Raw genomic sequence first — 14,973 nt, 5'->3', positions numbered from 1 at the left:
GCCGATGGGCGGCGGCGATGCGTCGGCCACCGCCCGGGGCGCCGAGCTCCACGAAACCAGCCCCGTGCTATCTTTGACGGATTCGACACCTTCCTCTCAGGAGGGCTCGTGGACGTCGCCGTGTGGCTGCACAGCCTCGGAATGGAGCGGTATGAACCGGTGTTTCGCGAGAACGCCATCGACGCCGACGTGCTTCGCGATCTCACCGCGGACGATCTGAAAGAACTGGGTATTGCGTCGGTCGGTCATCGCCGCAAACTGCTCGATGCCTTGACTGAATTGCGGGCGCGAGCCGGGCCCCGGCATAGCGCCGCGAGCCCTGGCGAGGCGAAAGGCGAACGACGGCAAGTCGCCGTCCTGTTCGCCGATCTGTGTGGCTTCACGCGGATGAGCCGTGAAGTCGACGCGGAGGAAGTACTCGCCGTGCTCGATCGCTACTTCGAGCAGGTTGACCGCACCATCGAGCAGCATGGCGGGCACGTCGACAAGCACGTCGGCGACTGCGTCATGGCAGTATTCGGCGCGCCGGTCTCGCATGGCAATGATGTCGAACGCGCCGTGCGGTCGGCACTCGCCATCAGGGATGGGATGCCCGACCTGTCGCGTGCGCTCGGCCGCCCGGTCTCCGTGCATATCGGCATAGCCGGTGGCGAAGTCGTCGCAAGCGGCACCGGTAGCGCGACTCACAGGGAATACACCGTCACCGGCGACACGGTCAACCTCGCCTCGCGTCTCACCGATGCGGCTGAGCCGGGAAAGATCCTGATCTCGGAAAGCGTGCGACGCCCGCTGGCTGACCGCCTGGACTGTGTCGAAGGCGGCGCGCTGTCGGTCAAAGGCTTCGCGGAAGCGGTCACGGCGTGGTGTGTTGCCGGCCTTCGGCGCTCACGCCCGGGCCGGCCGTTCGTCGGCCGGCATCATGAGATGCGGCAGTTTCGATCCGTGCTCCATTCGTGCCGCGACACCGGAGGCGGACGCACCGTTCTGCTGCGCGGTGAGGCCGGAATCGGCAAAACACGCTTGGTCGAGGAATTCGTACGCGAGGCACGGGAGTCAGGATTCCTTTCTCATACTGGCCTCGTGCTCGACTTCGGTGCGTCAACCGGACGCGGCGCAATCCAGTCTCTCGTGCGCGGCCTGTTGGCAGCCGACGGCTCAACTGACCAAGCTGCGAGTGCCACTGACGTCGAGCACGCGCTCGCCAGCGGTTTGATCGACGCTGGCGACGCACTCTTTCTCGAAGATCTGCTCGATTTGCCGATGGGGTTCGAGGACCGGGCAGTCTACGAGGCCATGGACAATGAAATGCGCGTTCGCGGCCGACGCAACGCCCTGACCCGGCTAGTCCAACGCGCGAGCCGCCAGCAACCTCGGGTACTGGTCGTCGAGGATATTCACTGGTCGGACGAATCGACGCTTCGCGACCTCGCCGGACTATCGGAAACCACGGCGGGATGTCCGGCCGTACTCGTGCTGACAGTGCGGACGCACGGCGATTCGACTGAAGAGCCGTGGCGCGTGGCGACCGGCGGACCGTATTCGCTGATCGATCTGGGTCCGCTGAGCGCCGGCGACGCGCATGCGATGGCCAGATCGTTTCCCGGGGCGCAGGCAGGTCTGGCGGGACGCTGCATCGAACGGGCGGCGGGCAATCCGCTGTTTCTCGAGCAGTTGCTGAACGATGCGCAGGACGGCGAAGGGACCGGCGTGCCGGGGTCGGTGCGAAGCCTCGTACAGGCGCGGCTGGATCGGCTTGATCCCGCCAATAAGACAGTGCTGCAGGCTGCCTCGGTGCTCGGCCAGTTGTTCGAGAAGGAGGCGGTCGATTTTCTCGTCGATGGCGCTGGCGCCGATGCGGATGCCGGCGTTGTGCTGGAACCGCTTGTGATCGGTCTGCTGTTACGACGTCAGGGCGCCGGATTCATCTTCCATCACGCACTGATTCGCGACGCCATTTATGACGGGCTGCTGAAAAGCCGGCGCCGCGATTTGCATCGTCGCGCCGCACAATGGTACGGCGAGCGCGACCTCGTCCTGCGAGCCGAACATCTCGATCGCGCGGGAGAACCCGGGGCAGCGCTCGCCTATTGCGAAGCAGCGCGCTCGCAGGCGTCGGGGCACCGCCATGAAGCCGCGCTCCGGCTTGTCGAACGAGGGCTCGATCTCGCGGATCAACGTAGCGAGCGCGCCGCACTCGAGTGTCTACATGGCAGCGTCCTGCATGACCTCGGCGACATGAAGTCGGCACTTCATGCATTCGAAAGCGCCCTCGAATATGCGACGACGGACGCGGAGCGTTGCCGCGCATGGATCGGGCGGGCCACTGTGAAGCGGATCATTGACGATCTCGACGGTGCATGGGCCGACCTCGACTCCGCCGCTGAAGCCTCCCAAGGCCTGTTGCGCGAAGAGGCGCGCATTCACTTCCTGCGCGGCAACCTGTGTTTTCCCCGCGGCGATATCGACGGCTGCGTGCGTGAGCACGGGCGCAGCCTTGCCCTCGCGCGCGACGCGTGCGATCCCGAACAGGAGGCGGCCGCACTCGGCGGCCTTGGCGATGGCGAGTACATGCGCGGCCGGATGATCAGTGCCCACGCGGCCTTCAGCCGCTGCATCGAACTCTGCCAAAGCCATGGCTTCGGACGGATCGAGGTGGCCAACCTTCCGATGCGGGCGATCACGACGTGGTTTACCGGCGAAGCCGCGAGCGCACTCGACGCCGCGCTTGCCAGCGTCGCCGCAGCGCAGAAGGTGGGGCATCCCCGCGCACTCGCCGTCGCCCATCACGCTGCCTGGCACTGCCTGCACGATCGCGCGGAGTGGGATCGTGCGTGGGAGCATGTCGCTCCTGCGCTACAGTGCGCGCGCGAGCTGAAATCAAGGCGCTTCGAAGGTGAAGCGCTCGCGTTTCGCGCGGAATTGCATCGTGTCGCCGGCCGTTCGCGCGAAGCGCGCGCCGATATCGAAGCGGCGCTGTCGATCAGCCGGGAGACCGGTATGAACTACCTGGGCCCCGCTTATCTGGGCGTGCTCGCGCGCACGACGGACGACCCCGTTGTCTTCGCACAGGCGCTCGCGGAAGGCGAAGCTTTGCTCGCGGCCGGAGCGGTGAGCCACAACCACTTTCTGTTTCGACGTGATGCGATAGATGCATGCATCGACCGCAAACGCTGGGATGCGGCCGCGCATCATGCTGCGGCCCTTGAAGATTACGCACGCCGCGAGCCATCGCCCTTTTCCGGATTTTTCGTGGCGCGCGCACGGGCGCTTGTCTCGTATGGAACCGGCAATCGCGATCCGGCATCGCTGAAGGAACTCCAGCGGCTACGGCAGGAGGGCAGCAGCCTGGGTTTCATTTATGCGCTCCAGGCGATCGAGGCCGCGCTTTCGGGCGAGGCCGACAGAGGAGGATAAGGTCGCCGCGCTCACTCCTGTTGACGCCGTCCAACCGTCACCGTATCTTGCAATCCAAGGTAAAGCGACATGACACGGCAGTTGTGTCTGACTGTTTTCCGTTGACCTGGCCACGACGATGAACATTGACGATCGGCTTCTCGAGAGCAAAATGATCGCGATCGAACAGGCGAGATCATGGAGTCCGCGCGTCATTTCCAAGCTCGAGACTCTGATCAGGAGCGACGACGAGCTGTCGGTTTACCGGGTCAATCCGCTGGCGTTTGCGCGAGATCGCGGCATAAGCGAGGCTGAATGCATTGACCTCTTTCTTCATGCGGCGCGATACGGATTGTTCGAGATGAACTGGGACGTTCTTTGTCCGCAGTCAGGAATGGTCCTCCACAGCTTCGGATCATTGCGCACTCTCAAGACCCATTACGTCTGTGGGCTATGCGACGTTACGGGCGAAACCGACCTCGACGATTTCATCCAGGTCACGTTTTCAATATCGCCCGAACTTCGGAGGCTGACGTTCCACGATCCCGAGTCGCTTTCCGTTGAAGATTTCCACTGGAAACTGCGATTTAACGGTGACGGTCGGTTCGCCGGCCAGCAAGTCCGGTTTCTCGACTTCTTGCGGGGGCTTGTGCGCGGCCTCACGTTCCTGCCTCCAGGTTCGACGACGACCCTGCAGGCTGTTCTTGGCCCCGGTGCCTTGACGGGTGTGAATGTCGAGACACAAGCCGCTCTCATTGTTCCGATCGCTGGTGAGCCCGCCACCTCGCCGACACTGTTGCAGATCGGTTATGACGGTCAACGGTTTGTCCCGGCGCTCTCCGTTGTGCCGCCTGGTCCTGTCGTCATCCAAGTAAGGAATACCGGGAGCACGCGCGGGTCGCTGCTCTTGATCAATTGGCCTCCAGAAGTCGTCGCTCAGGCCATCAAGCCGCCGCTCGAATTCGAACCGTATCTCTCCGGAGGGGCGCTGGTGGCGCGACAAACCTTCCGGCGCCTGTTCCGCTCGGAGAACGTTGACGAGAAGGAAGGCCTTGGGATTCGGCAAGTGACGTTCGTTTTCACGGATCTCAAGGGTTCGACGGCCATGTATGAACGCATCGGTGATCTGAATGCGTACGGCCTCGTCAGACAGCATTTCGCCTTGCTTGAGATGATCGCGCAACGATATTCCGGCGCTATCGTAAAGACGATTGGCGACGCTGTGATGGCCGTCTTTTGTCGACCAACGGACGCAGTTTCCGCGTCGTTGAGTATCGTGGAGGAAATCGGGCGCTTCAATCGCGAACGTGGAGAGCCGGCGATCATCCTGAAGATCGGGGCACATTGCGGGCCGTCGATTGCGGTGACACTGAACGACAATCTCGATTATTTCGGTCAGGCCGTCAACGTCGCCGCGCGCGTGCAGTCTCTCGCTGACGCCGGGGAGATTTGCATTTCGGAAGCGCTCTATAGTGCGCCTGGGGTCCGCGACCTCCTTGGTGGCCGCACGGTCGTCGAATTTGAGGCTCCGCTTCGCGGCCTCCACGGCAGGGCAAGCGTGTATCGCATCGTGTCCGAGTGGTGACGGCTTACGGCGCCGATCTTGCCTCCTCCTGGGGCTATGCTTGTTTGCTCAACCTTGAACCCGACAGGTGCCGTGATGGAGAAGAACGACGCAGCCGGTTTGCTCCCTATGCACGGCGTTCAGCCGCGTTCCGAGGAAACACTCGATCCGGACGATTGGACTGCGCTGCGAACACTCTCGCACTGCATCGTCGACGATGCGGTCGACTACCTGCGCGACGTGCGCAGCCGGCCAGTGTGGCGAAGCATGCCCGAGGAGGCCAAGGCCTTATTCGAGCAGGCGCTGCCACGCTCCGCGTCACCAGTGGAAAGTATTTATCACGAGCTTGGCGAGAATTTGATGCCCTATCCACTGGGCAACGTACATCCTCGCTTCTGGTCCTGGTATATGGGTGCAAGCAACTTCACCGGGGCACTGGGAGACTTCCTGGCGGCAATTCAGGGTTCTAATCTGGGTGGCGGCAATCACGCGGCGGCTTTGATGGATCAGCAGGTCGTCAACTGGTGCAAGGAGATGGTTGGCTTTCCAGTTTCGGCCAGCGGCACATTGGTCAGCGGCGGCTCAATGGCAAATATCATTGCCTTGACAGTGGCACGCAACGCGAAGGCTGGAATCGACGTGCGCGAGCATGGTGTAGCCGCCATCGACCGACCGTTGCGATTTTATGGCTCGGATCAGATGCATAGCTGCCATCGTAAGGCGATGGAGTCGCTAGGCCTGGGAAACACGGCGTTGCGGAGGATCCCGACAGACACGGCGCTGAGAATCGACGTCGCCGCTCTGCGGATTGCGATCGCAGAGGACCGGTCAGCGGGATTTCAGCCTGCTTGCGTGATCGCAACGGCGGGCACAGTCAACACGGGTGCGATCGACGATCTGATGGCGCTGGCGGATCTGGCCGCTGAAGAGGACGTGTGGTTACACGTAGACGGATGCATAGGCGCGCTGATTGCGATCGCACCCGACAATTCATATCGCGTTGCGGGCATTGCACGCGCTGATTCGATCGCCCTCGATCCTCACAAGTGGCTGCACGCTCCGTTCGAGGTCGGCTGCGCCCTCGTTCGCGACGCTGCCGCGCATCGAGGCGCATTCTCGGTGACACCGGAATATCTGCAACCAACAGCGCGCGGAATTGCTTCGGCCCCCTGGCTATACGAGTATGGATTGCAGACGTCCAGAGGTTTCCGTGCGCTAAAAGTCTGGATGGCTCTAAAAGAGCATGGAGTCGAGAAGTTCGGCCGTCTGATCGACCAGAATATCGCGCAGGGTCGCTACCTCAGTGATCTCATCGACTCCGAGCGACACCTCGAGTTAGTCGTGCCAACCAGCATCAACATCGTATGCTTCAGATATCGCCCGGAGCAGATGGAAGAGGCGGCATTGAAGGCGCTCAACATCGAGATCATGTTGCAGCTTCAGGAAGCAGGCATCGCGGCGTTGTCCGACACAACGGTGAACGGCGTGCATTGCCTCAGGGTCGCGATATGCAACCACCGAACCCGCAAGGACGACCTGGATCTGCTGGTCAAAGAAATCGTTCGACACGGACAGCGGATTTTGCAAGGTTCACAGGGCCCAAAGGAGCCAGCATGAACATAAGCAATGCGAGCAGAATAATCGGCGCAATGTTAATTGCGGCCATCGCGAGTGGCGCGGACTATGCGAACGCGCAACCAGGTGTGAGCGCGACGGCCGGCGCGGTCGCACAACGGGTGGCGGCCTCGGGCTCGCCGCCTCGACCCAGGCCGGATACTTCGATAGTTCGCGACGTTCGCCGTGCCCTCAGGCGTGTACCGGATATGGATGATTCAGAGATTCACATCAGGGCGAGCCACGGCATCGTCACGCTCACCGGGTCGGTGCCGGAAAGCTGGCAGATCTCGCGCGCTGGCAATGCAGCAAGATCAGTGCTCGGAGTCAAGTCGGTGACGAACAGATTGACAGAGCGAGAGAGCGATGCAGCAAGCATTGAGCAACGTCTCGCGGCATCGGCCGGATAGGCTCGATGTTATTTTCATCGCTTCGGCGTAGACGATGCTCCAAACGCGGCTGAGGTTACCGCCCCTACCGGCTTGCCGTCGCGCAAGATAGCTTCGCCACCCCACAGCATCAGATGTTCGGCGCCGTCGACCGTCAGGATCGCGAGACGCCGGCGCAGCGGCGCCTCGCGCAGACGCAGAAGGGCGTCGCGACCTCGGAAGGCGATGTCCTGGTCGAGCTTGCAGGCGAACGCCAGGTCTGCCTCGAACGGATTGCAATCCGGCGAAAGCTCGCGGGCCCAGGCCCGATATCCTTTTTACGACGCTATCGAGCGACGACATTCGCTGCGTCTCGAGCATACTGCGTGGGCGGCAGTCCGACATGACGCGTGAACGCGACGCTGAATGCGCTCGCCGAGCCGTAGCCGACACGTTCCGCGATCACCGCGATGCTGACTTCGTTCCGGCGCAGCAGGCTCCTGGCGACGGCCATGCGCCACGACAACAGATACTCCATCGGTGCCACGCCGACTGCGCGGCTGAATCGATCGAAGAAAGAGGACCGTGAAAGCGCGGCGGTTTTTGCGAGTTGTGCGATCGTCCAGGGCTTGTGCGGACTCTCGTGCATATGACGGATGGCAAGCGCGAGACGGGCGTCGGCGAGGCCGCGGACGAGTCCGGGCGATGCCCCCGTCCCCGTGGCTCGCAACGCTTCAATGAAGAGCACCTCGAGCAGTCGCGCCAGCACGACCTCGCGCGCGGGCCGCTGCGCGCGCGATTCTTCCCTCACGAGCTTGACGAGCGTCGCCAGCCTGGGTTCACCACGCACGTGCGCGAGCTTGGGCAAGAGCGAGACAAGCAAGGCCGCATCCGGTGAACCGAACGCGCAGAGGCCCGCAAGCCATTGGGCTTCCGGCGCGACTGATGCATCGCCGAAACGAAAGCTGCCGTCGGGCAGTGCCGCGGGCGCGATATCGGAAACGTCGTCATCGTCGGGCGGATTGATGCTCGTCATCGTGAAGCTAAAAACTTCGGGCACGAGCACGAAGTCATCGGCCTGAAGAATGAGCGGCTCGCAACCATTGACGGATAGACGAAGGAAACCTTCGAGCACCACGCAATAGAACGGCTGGCCGACTTCCGTGCGGCTCGCGCGCCAGCGCCCGGCGCCGCTCAGCACTTTCGAGAACGTGGGCGTCGGCTTCAGCAATGTGACGATTTCGGCGAGCGGGTCGATCATGATCGGACGATTTCGAATGAAACCTGGACGCTCAATTGTAGCGAGTCCGGGCGGTCAGGACTTATTGTGTTGGGACTGTCACCAACCACAGGATTCGACATGAAGACCGTCTTGATTACCGGTTGCTCGTCCGGCTTTGGCCTGGAAATCGCGCGTTATTTTCTGGATCGCGACTGGCGCGTTATCGCCACGATGCGCACGCCACGCGAAGACGTCTTGCCGCGCTCCGATCGTCTTTCGATTCTCGCCCTCGACGTGAAGGACCCGCAAAGCATTCGCGCCGTCATCGAGGCCGCCGGTCGGATCGACGTGCTCGTCAACAATGCGGGTATCGGTTTTCTGAACGCGCTCGAAGGAACGCCGATGGACACCGTGCGCGATATCTTCGAGACCAATACGCTCGGTACCATCGCGATGGCGCAGGCCGTCTTGCCGCAGTTCCGCGAGCGCCGCGAAGGTGTGATCATCAATGTGACGTCGAGCGTCACCTGCAGACCGCTGCATTTGCTGTCGGTCTACACCGCGAGCAAGTCCGCGGTCAACGCATTCAGCGAATCGCTCGCGCTCGAACTGGAGCAGTTCAATGTGCGCGTGCGTATCGTGCTGCCGGGACGCGCGCCTTCCACCCGCTTCGGCGAGAACGCGCAGGCACGTATGAAAGACGGATTCCCCGAGCCGTACGGCGCGCTCGTGGAGCAGATTTTCGCGAACTGGCAGAAAGAAACGGCCGTCACGCACGCATCGGATGTCGCCGAAGCGGTTTGGCTCGCAGCGACCGATCCATCGAGCCCGTTCAACATCCCCGCCGGCGAGGACGCTGTCGAGTGGTACAACGCGGGCGCTAAATAGCACGAGTAAAAATCGCGGACGGTGAGAGCCGCGGGCCTCAGACCTGGCCGATGCCGCCGTCATTCATCAAATCCGCGCCCGTCATATAGGAACTCTGTTCGGAGGCGAGAAAGAGCGCCGCGCTGGCCATCTCCTCGGCGCGGGCGAGTCGACCGATCGGGACCATGCTCTTGTACATGCTCACCAGATCCTCGCGTGTCGCCGACTGGGAGTCGAGAATCGGGGTGTCGGTGACACCAGGGCTAAGCATGTTGACGCGAATGCCGCGATCCTTGAATTCGGCGGCCCACGTGCGAGCATAAGAACGCAACGCGGCCTTGGTCGCCGCGTAGGCGGTATGACCAGGGATGCCCATGACGTGCATGGCCGACGAAACCAGGATGATCGACCCGCCACCTGTCATCATCGGCAGCAGCTTCTGCACCAGAAATACCGGGCCGCGCGCCATGAGGTTGAATGCCTTGTCGAAATGCTCAGGCGTGAGGGTGTCGATAGAAGCCTGCTCGGTAAAGCCCGCGTTCGACACGATGATGTCAACGACACCTTTTTCGTCCCTGACTGCCGCAGCGACACGGTCGAGGTCATCGAGGCTCGCGGCGTCGGCCTGAATAGCGGTAACGTTGCGTCCGAGCAGTTTGACGGCCTCGTCGAGCTGGCCTTGGCGCCGACCGAAGATAAAGACGTGAGCGCCTTCGGTGACGAATCGCCTGGCGATCGCCAGGCCGATACCGGTCGTTCCGCCGCTAATCACGGCGATCTTCCCTGTGAGAGTAGACATTGAAGCTTCTGCCTGTTGGTGAATGGAAGTGACATCGTAATTGCGGCTCGTGCGAATGATAATCGGCGGATTTATCATAAGGTCCATTCACCGAGAGAATAGATCGCACGAGAGAAATACAATGGATCGGTTTCACGAATTGAACGCCTTCTTCGCCGTTGTCGAAGCGGGTGGCTTTTCCGCCGCGGCGCGCAGAACCGGCGAGTCACAGTCCGCGATCAGTAAGTCGATCGGCGCGCTGGAAAAGCGCCTGGGCGTGCTGCTATTCAACCGAAGCACACGCAGCGTGACCCTGACGGATCAGGGGCAGAAATACTACGAACGCACCAAGCCGTTGCTGGACGAGATTGAGGTGGCCGACAGCGAACTGACCAGCAGCACGCTGGATGTCTCGGGGATTGTCCGGATCGCCTCTGCCTCTACGTTCGGTCGCCTGCACGTTGTTCCGCTCATTCCCGAGCTGCTGTCGCGCTATCCTGGTCTTCGGGTCGATCTCGTGTTGTCGGATTTCGTACGCGATATGGTCGAGGATCGAATCGATCTCGCGATTCGAGTGGGCTCCGTCAACGACCCGGATTCGGTCGTGAAGCGGATTGCCAGCACCCCGCTGGTCTGCGTCGGATCGCGTCGCTATTTCGAGCAATACGGTGTACCGAAGGATCCTACCGAACTCGCCAATCACAATTGCCTGCTCTACGGCGGTCTGATGGAGTCGGCAAACTGGCCGTTTTACGGGCCACGAGGCCGATTCAGCGTACCGGTGCGAGGCAACCTGTCGTCGAATAGCGTCGAGACAATACGATCGGCCGTGCTCGCGGGCGTGGGAATCGGCCTCTTCGCGAAGCTCTCGCTCGCCGACGAACTCAAGCATCCCGACATTGTGACCGTGCTGGACGACTTCATTCGCGACGCCCGTGATGTCAGCATCATCTGGCCGAGGCGTCGTTTCGTGCCGGCGCGCGTGCGTAGAGTGACTGACTTTTTTGCGGCTGCGCTTCCGCAGCGCCTGTAGGATCGCGACGTCCGTGAACTAAAAGATGGCTGGCGGCACTGCGTGCGTCTGAATCAGTCGATTCCGGCGCGCACTTCAAACGCCGTACGTCACGCAATGTTCGCGAGCGGCGCGCGTCGAGTGCCTGCGTCGCTCGACATCGAATCCCGCACATGGCGCGCGAATTCCTGTGCCGCGGGCTGAACCGTCGCGGGCAATCGCAGACAGATCGCGAACGGAGGCAGTGCAGGCAAGCCGCTTACTCGCAACGTGAGCGTCTCCAGATCGGCCGGCACCGTGGAGGCGAGCCAGGCCGTGATCGCGAGGCCCGCGCGCACCGTTGCGGCGGTTGCCTCGATGTTTCCGCTCTCGAACACCGTGCGCCACGCAATGCCCTCGTCCGCGAGCGCGCCGAGCACCACCGAACGGAAAGCACAACGCTCGTCTACCATCGACAGCGGCAACGGCCGCTTCTGCCATGCATCACTGCCGCGCCCCTTGACCCACACCAACGGCTCGATGCAGACCACTTCACCTTCGGCTTCGCTTGCGACATATTCGACCAACGACACGTCAACGCGACCGCTATTCACCGCTTCGCTCAGCTCTGGCGACGCCGCGCACACCAACGAAATTTCGACGTGCGGATGCGCCTCGGCGAATGCCTTCATCGCGGGCGCGAGCCGCGTCACGAGATCGTAAGGCACGCCCACACGCAAGGCGCCGCGCAGCGGCTGGCCGGTCATGTCGGCCCAGATTTCATCGTTCAGCCGCAGCAGCTTGCGCGCCTTCACGAGAAACTGCTCGCCTTGGTGCGAGAGTTCCAGCCGGCGCGTCTTACGAACGAACAGAAGGCAATCCAGCACATCTTCGAGGCGCTTCACCTGTTGGCTCACGGCGCCTTGCGTCATGTGCAGCAGATTCGCGGCGACCGTCATGCTGCCGCTATCGGCGACGGCAACGAAGGTGCGGATCAGATCGAGGTCGAGATTTCGGCTCATCTATGCATTATGCGGCGTAATGTACCGCATCAATATTATTAGCTTTCACGATGCTTTGACGATCCGTACAGTGCAAATTCACTGATCCGAATGTGCACCGATGACCTCGATTCTGCCGCTTCTGCTCTTCGTCGCCGTCGCAACCGTGACGCCCGGCGGCGCGACCACGCTCGCCACCGCCTCAGGCGCACGCTTCGGCTTCGTACGCTCGATACCGCTGATGCTCGGCATCGCTATGGGCCTCGCCTTGCTCGCTGCGCTCGCCGCACTCGGGCTTGGCGGTCTGCTTCTCACGCTGCCGTCGCTGCAAACGGCGGTCAGGACGCTCGGCTCCGCGTATCTGCTATGGCTCGCGTGGCGCATCGCGCGCAGCGGGCCGCCAAACGCGAGCAATGGCCCCGTGCGGCCGGTTTCGCTCGTCAACGGTTTCCTGCTGCTCTGGCTCAACCCGAAAGGCTGGGCGATGACGGTTGGCGCGGCGGCGTCTTTCGCGCTGCTCGCAAACAATCCGAACCGCCTCGCGATGCTGCTCGGTGCAGCGTTCGGGGTGGCTACGTGCGCGTCGCTCGCGCTGTGGTGTGCGCTTGGCGTGCTACTCGCGCGGCTGTTTCGGACGCCGCGCCACTGGCGCATTCTCAATCTCGCGATGGGTGTGCTGCTCGCCGCATCCCTCATTCCGACCTGGAGATAAGCACGTCTTCCCATCCGTTCGCCGAATCGTTCGACCTTGAAGCCGCGTTCGCCGATGTGTCGGATCATTGGTCGCCGAAAGTTGTCGCACGGGTCAACGATCAGTACGTGAAGGTCGCGAAAGTGCGTGGGCAGCTCGTGTGGCACGACCATGAGCACGAGGACGAACTGTTCTTCGTGGTGCGCGGACATCTGAAGATCGAATACGAGGGCGGACACGTCGTCGATTTGCCCGCGGGTTCGATGCACGTAGTGCCGCGCGGCACGCTGCACAATCCAGTCGCAGACCACGAATGCTGGATCGTGCTGATCGAGCCCGTGCAGACAAAGCATACGGGGAACGTGCAATCACCGTTGCAGAGGACGATCGAAGAGCAGTTGCGCGGATCACGCTCGCGAGGGTAGCAGTTGGGCTATTCGTAAAGCTCTCGCTTGCCGAAGAACACGAGCACCCCGATATCGCGACCATGCTGAATGAATCCATTGGAGACGCCGCAGACGTCGGCATCGTCTGGCCGAGGTGCCGTTTCGTGCGTGCATGGCGCCTCCGCCCGAGTCGACGCTGAAGGGCGATAGATCGGAGCTGTTCATAGTGTTCCCTCCGTCTTCCTGGGTTTAGAACTGGTTGATTGACTTGTGGCGGCCAGACCCTTTCGCCATCTAAAGCGAAATGATGCTCAGTGCAGTTTGACGTGCGGGGCGGTGCTTCGACGGAGCCGATGCGCGAGGGTATTGACGATCATGCGTGCATAGCCATGCAGCGCTGCAACGTGCATCCGATACAGCGACAAATACATGAAGCGAGCAAGCAGTCCGTCCACGAGCATGCTGCCGCCGATAAGACCTCCCATCAGACTCCCTACCGCATTCGCGTGCCCGAGCGACACTAGCGAGCCGAGATCGCGATAGGCAAACTCCGGAAGCTTTTGCCCCTCGATGCGTCGCGCAAGTGCCTTGACTAAAAACGATGCCTGCTGATGAGCCGCTTGGGCGCGCGGTGGAACATTGCGCTCGAAACCCAACCATGGACAGGCCGCACAATCGCCGAATGCGAATATATGGTCGTCAAGATCCGTTTGAAGCGTGCGACGCACACTGAGTTGCCCCAGATGATTGACTGTCAGCCCATCGAGCGTTGAAAGCACCGCGGGTGCCTTGATGCCCGCGGCCCACACCGTGAGATCCGCACGTATCGTCTTGCCGTTTTTCGTGCGGATGAGTCCGGGCGCGACCTCCGCGACCCGCTCGCCGACCATCAACTTGACATTGAGTTTACCCAGCAGTCCCGTAGCTGCGGTGGACACGCGTTCTTTCAACGCTGGCAGAATCCGCGGCCCAGCTTCAATGAGCACGATCCCGACGTCGTGTGTGGGGTCGAGCCGATGCAGGCCGTATGATGAAAGTACCTTCGCCGTATTGCGCAATTCGGCGGACAATTCCACGCCCGTAGCGCCCCCGCCAACGATCGCGACCTGGACACGAGGCGCGTGATCGACGGGCATTCCACATGCACTCCGCTCACCGGCGTCTCGTTGTTGTTCGGCGCGAATGCAAGCTGAAATCAGGCGCTTTCTGAAGCGTTCCGCTTGAGCGACGTTGTCAAGCGCGAGCGAATTTTCCGCCGCGCCCGGCACGCCGAAGTAGTGCGTTGTACTGCCGATGGCAAGAATCAACGAGTCGTACCCGATTCGGCGCGGCGGTACCAGTTCGGTTCCGTCGTCATCGAGCAGTGGCGAAAGCAGGACCTGCCTCGAGCCACGATCCAGTCCGACAAGTTCGCCATGGATGAACTGGAAGCCGTGCCACTGGGCTTGCGCGGCGTACGCCAGTTCCTGTGCGAATGGGTCCAGACTTCCCGCTGCGACCTCGTGCAACAGGGGCTTCCAGATATGCGTCGGGTTGCGGTCGATCAACGTAATCGAGGCACGTTGCGCCCCGCTTCTTCGCCGACCACCATAACGATCGCCTAGCCTCGTTGCGAGTTCGATGCCACCCGCCCCTCCTCCCACGATCACAAAACGATGCATGCAGATTCTCCCAGGACGACGACGCGCGGTACGGAAATCCAACCCAACGGTTGAGAACAACTATCGCAGAAGCCTGATGCCAGGAAAATCTCATAGTTCTGATGGCTGCCCTCAGGTTTTCTGATTGAGAGATCTCCTACTGACCCGCCCTCAATAGTGGGCTCGCACTGTCTGGAAACCCCTCCAGGTTCACACGCACGATGCCCGAGACCCGACGCGCGACTTCACTTCGGCGCAGTCGGCCTCGCCGCGATGGCCAGGCGCTCGAACGTACTGCTGAACGCAGTTCGGCGCCTTTCCACTCGGCGTGGTCGTCAAAGGGGTGATCGTAGGTGCCGCGCTGATGGCTGGGGGTCGTTCTTCGCCAGATCTGTGGTGATCAGGATGAAGCCATCAACGTTCAGACTTTTGGTCGATGGATTGATGCTGTCGGCAGG

At 61.8% G+C, this 14,973-nt stretch carries 12 protein-coding genes and 1 pseudogene; 8 read left to right on the top strand and 5 right to left on the bottom strand.

The window, feature by feature from the left end:
• Nucleotides 1-108 precede the first annotated feature (108 nt).
• The 4 genes from OKW45_RS38620 (at nt 109) to OKW45_RS38605 (ending at nt 6,981) form a co-directional block, all read left to right on the top strand.
• A complete protein-coding gene (locus OKW45_RS38620; RefSeq protein WP_429473905.1) occupies nt 109-3,414 on the top strand; it encodes an adenylate/guanylate cyclase domain-containing protein in 3,306 nt (1,101 codons plus the stop codon).
• A gap of 118 nt (nt 3,415-3,532) precedes the next feature.
• On the top strand, nt 3,533-4,978 hold the full coding sequence (locus tag OKW45_RS38615; protein WP_429473904.1) for an adenylate/guanylate cyclase domain-containing protein: 1,446 nt from the start codon (nt 3,533-3,535) through the stop codon (nt 4,976-4,978).
• Nucleotides 4,979-5,053: 75 nt separating this feature from the next.
• Nucleotides 5,054-6,574 (top strand): pyridoxal phosphate-dependent decarboxylase family protein, encoded by a 1,521-nt coding sequence (locus OKW45_RS38610; RefSeq protein ID WP_429473903.1) that lies wholly within the window; start codon nt 5,054-5,056, stop codon nt 6,572-6,574.
• Nucleotides 6,571-6,981, top strand: coding sequence for a BON domain-containing protein (locus tag OKW45_RS38605; protein WP_429473902.1), 411 nt, complete (start codon nt 6,571-6,573; stop codon nt 6,979-6,981). Before OKW45_RS38610 ends, OKW45_RS38605 begins: the two co-directional genes overlap by 4 nt.
• Nucleotides 6,982-7,019: 38 nt before the next feature.
• On the opposite strand, the pseudogene OKW45_RS38600 reads toward OKW45_RS38605, so the two are convergent.
• Nucleotides 7,020-7,277, bottom strand: a pseudogene (locus OKW45_RS38600) (glycine cleavage T C-terminal barrel domain-containing protein); the annotation flags it as partial.
• Between the two features lie 8 nt (nt 7,278-7,285).
• Nucleotides 7,286-8,200 (bottom strand): AraC family transcriptional regulator, encoded by a 915-nt coding sequence (locus OKW45_RS38595; protein ID WP_018422147.1) that lies wholly within the window; start codon nt 8,198-8,200, stop codon nt 7,286-7,288.
• Nucleotides 8,201-8,299: 99 nt separating this feature from the next.
• Here OKW45_RS38595 and OKW45_RS38590 point away from each other — a divergent pair, with 99 nt between their 5' ends.
• A complete protein-coding gene (locus tag OKW45_RS38590) occupies nt 8,300-9,049 on the top strand; it encodes an SDR family oxidoreductase (protein WP_018422148.1) in 750 nt (249 codons plus the stop codon).
• Between the two features lie 37 nt (nt 9,050-9,086).
• Here the strand turns inward: OKW45_RS38590 and OKW45_RS38585 are convergent, their stop codons facing one another.
• Nucleotides 9,087-9,827 (bottom strand): SDR family NAD(P)-dependent oxidoreductase, encoded by a 741-nt coding sequence (locus OKW45_RS38585; RefSeq protein WP_026226103.1) that lies wholly within the window; start codon nt 9,825-9,827, stop codon nt 9,087-9,089.
• A gap of 121 nt (nt 9,828-9,948) precedes the next feature.
• Here OKW45_RS38585 and OKW45_RS38580 point away from each other — a divergent pair, with 121 nt between their 5' ends.
• Nucleotides 9,949-10,839, top strand: coding sequence for a LysR family transcriptional regulator (locus OKW45_RS38580; RefSeq protein ID WP_018422150.1), 891 nt, complete (start codon nt 9,949-9,951; stop codon nt 10,837-10,839).
• An 89-nt stretch (nt 10,840-10,928) separates the two neighbouring features.
• Here the strand turns inward: OKW45_RS38580 and OKW45_RS38575 are convergent, their stop codons facing one another.
• Nucleotides 10,929-11,819 (bottom strand): LysR substrate-binding domain-containing protein, encoded by an 891-nt coding sequence (locus tag OKW45_RS38575; RefSeq protein WP_018422151.1) that lies wholly within the window; start codon nt 11,817-11,819, stop codon nt 10,929-10,931.
• A 100-nt stretch (nt 11,820-11,919) separates the two neighbouring features.
• Here OKW45_RS38575 and OKW45_RS38570 point away from each other — a divergent pair, with 100 nt between their 5' ends.
• Complete coding sequence (locus OKW45_RS38570) at nt 11,920-12,510, top strand: LysE family translocator (protein ID WP_429473901.1); 591 nt, start codon at nt 11,920-11,922, stop codon at nt 12,508-12,510.
• Nucleotides 12,507-12,914 (top strand): cupin domain-containing protein, encoded by a 408-nt coding sequence (locus OKW45_RS38565; RefSeq protein WP_429474048.1) that lies wholly within the window; start codon nt 12,507-12,509, stop codon nt 12,912-12,914. The genes OKW45_RS38570 and OKW45_RS38565 overlap by 4 nt, the downstream gene beginning before the upstream one ends.
• Nucleotides 12,915-13,186: 272 nt before the next feature.
• On the opposite strand, the gene OKW45_RS38560 is transcribed toward OKW45_RS38565, so the two are convergent.
• Nucleotides 13,187-14,536, bottom strand: coding sequence for an NAD(P)/FAD-dependent oxidoreductase (locus OKW45_RS38560; RefSeq protein WP_429473900.1), 1,350 nt, complete (start codon nt 14,534-14,536; stop codon nt 13,187-13,189).
• Between the last annotated feature and the right edge of the window lie 437 nt (nt 14,537-14,973).

This window comes from Paraburkholderia lebeckiae (genome assembly GCF_050436225.1).
Classification (GTDB): domain Bacteria; phylum Pseudomonadota; class Gammaproteobacteria; order Burkholderiales; family Burkholderiaceae; genus Paraburkholderia; species Paraburkholderia tuberum.
Note: the sequence above shows the minus strand (reverse complement) of the source record. Positions and strands in the feature narration are given on the sequence as shown.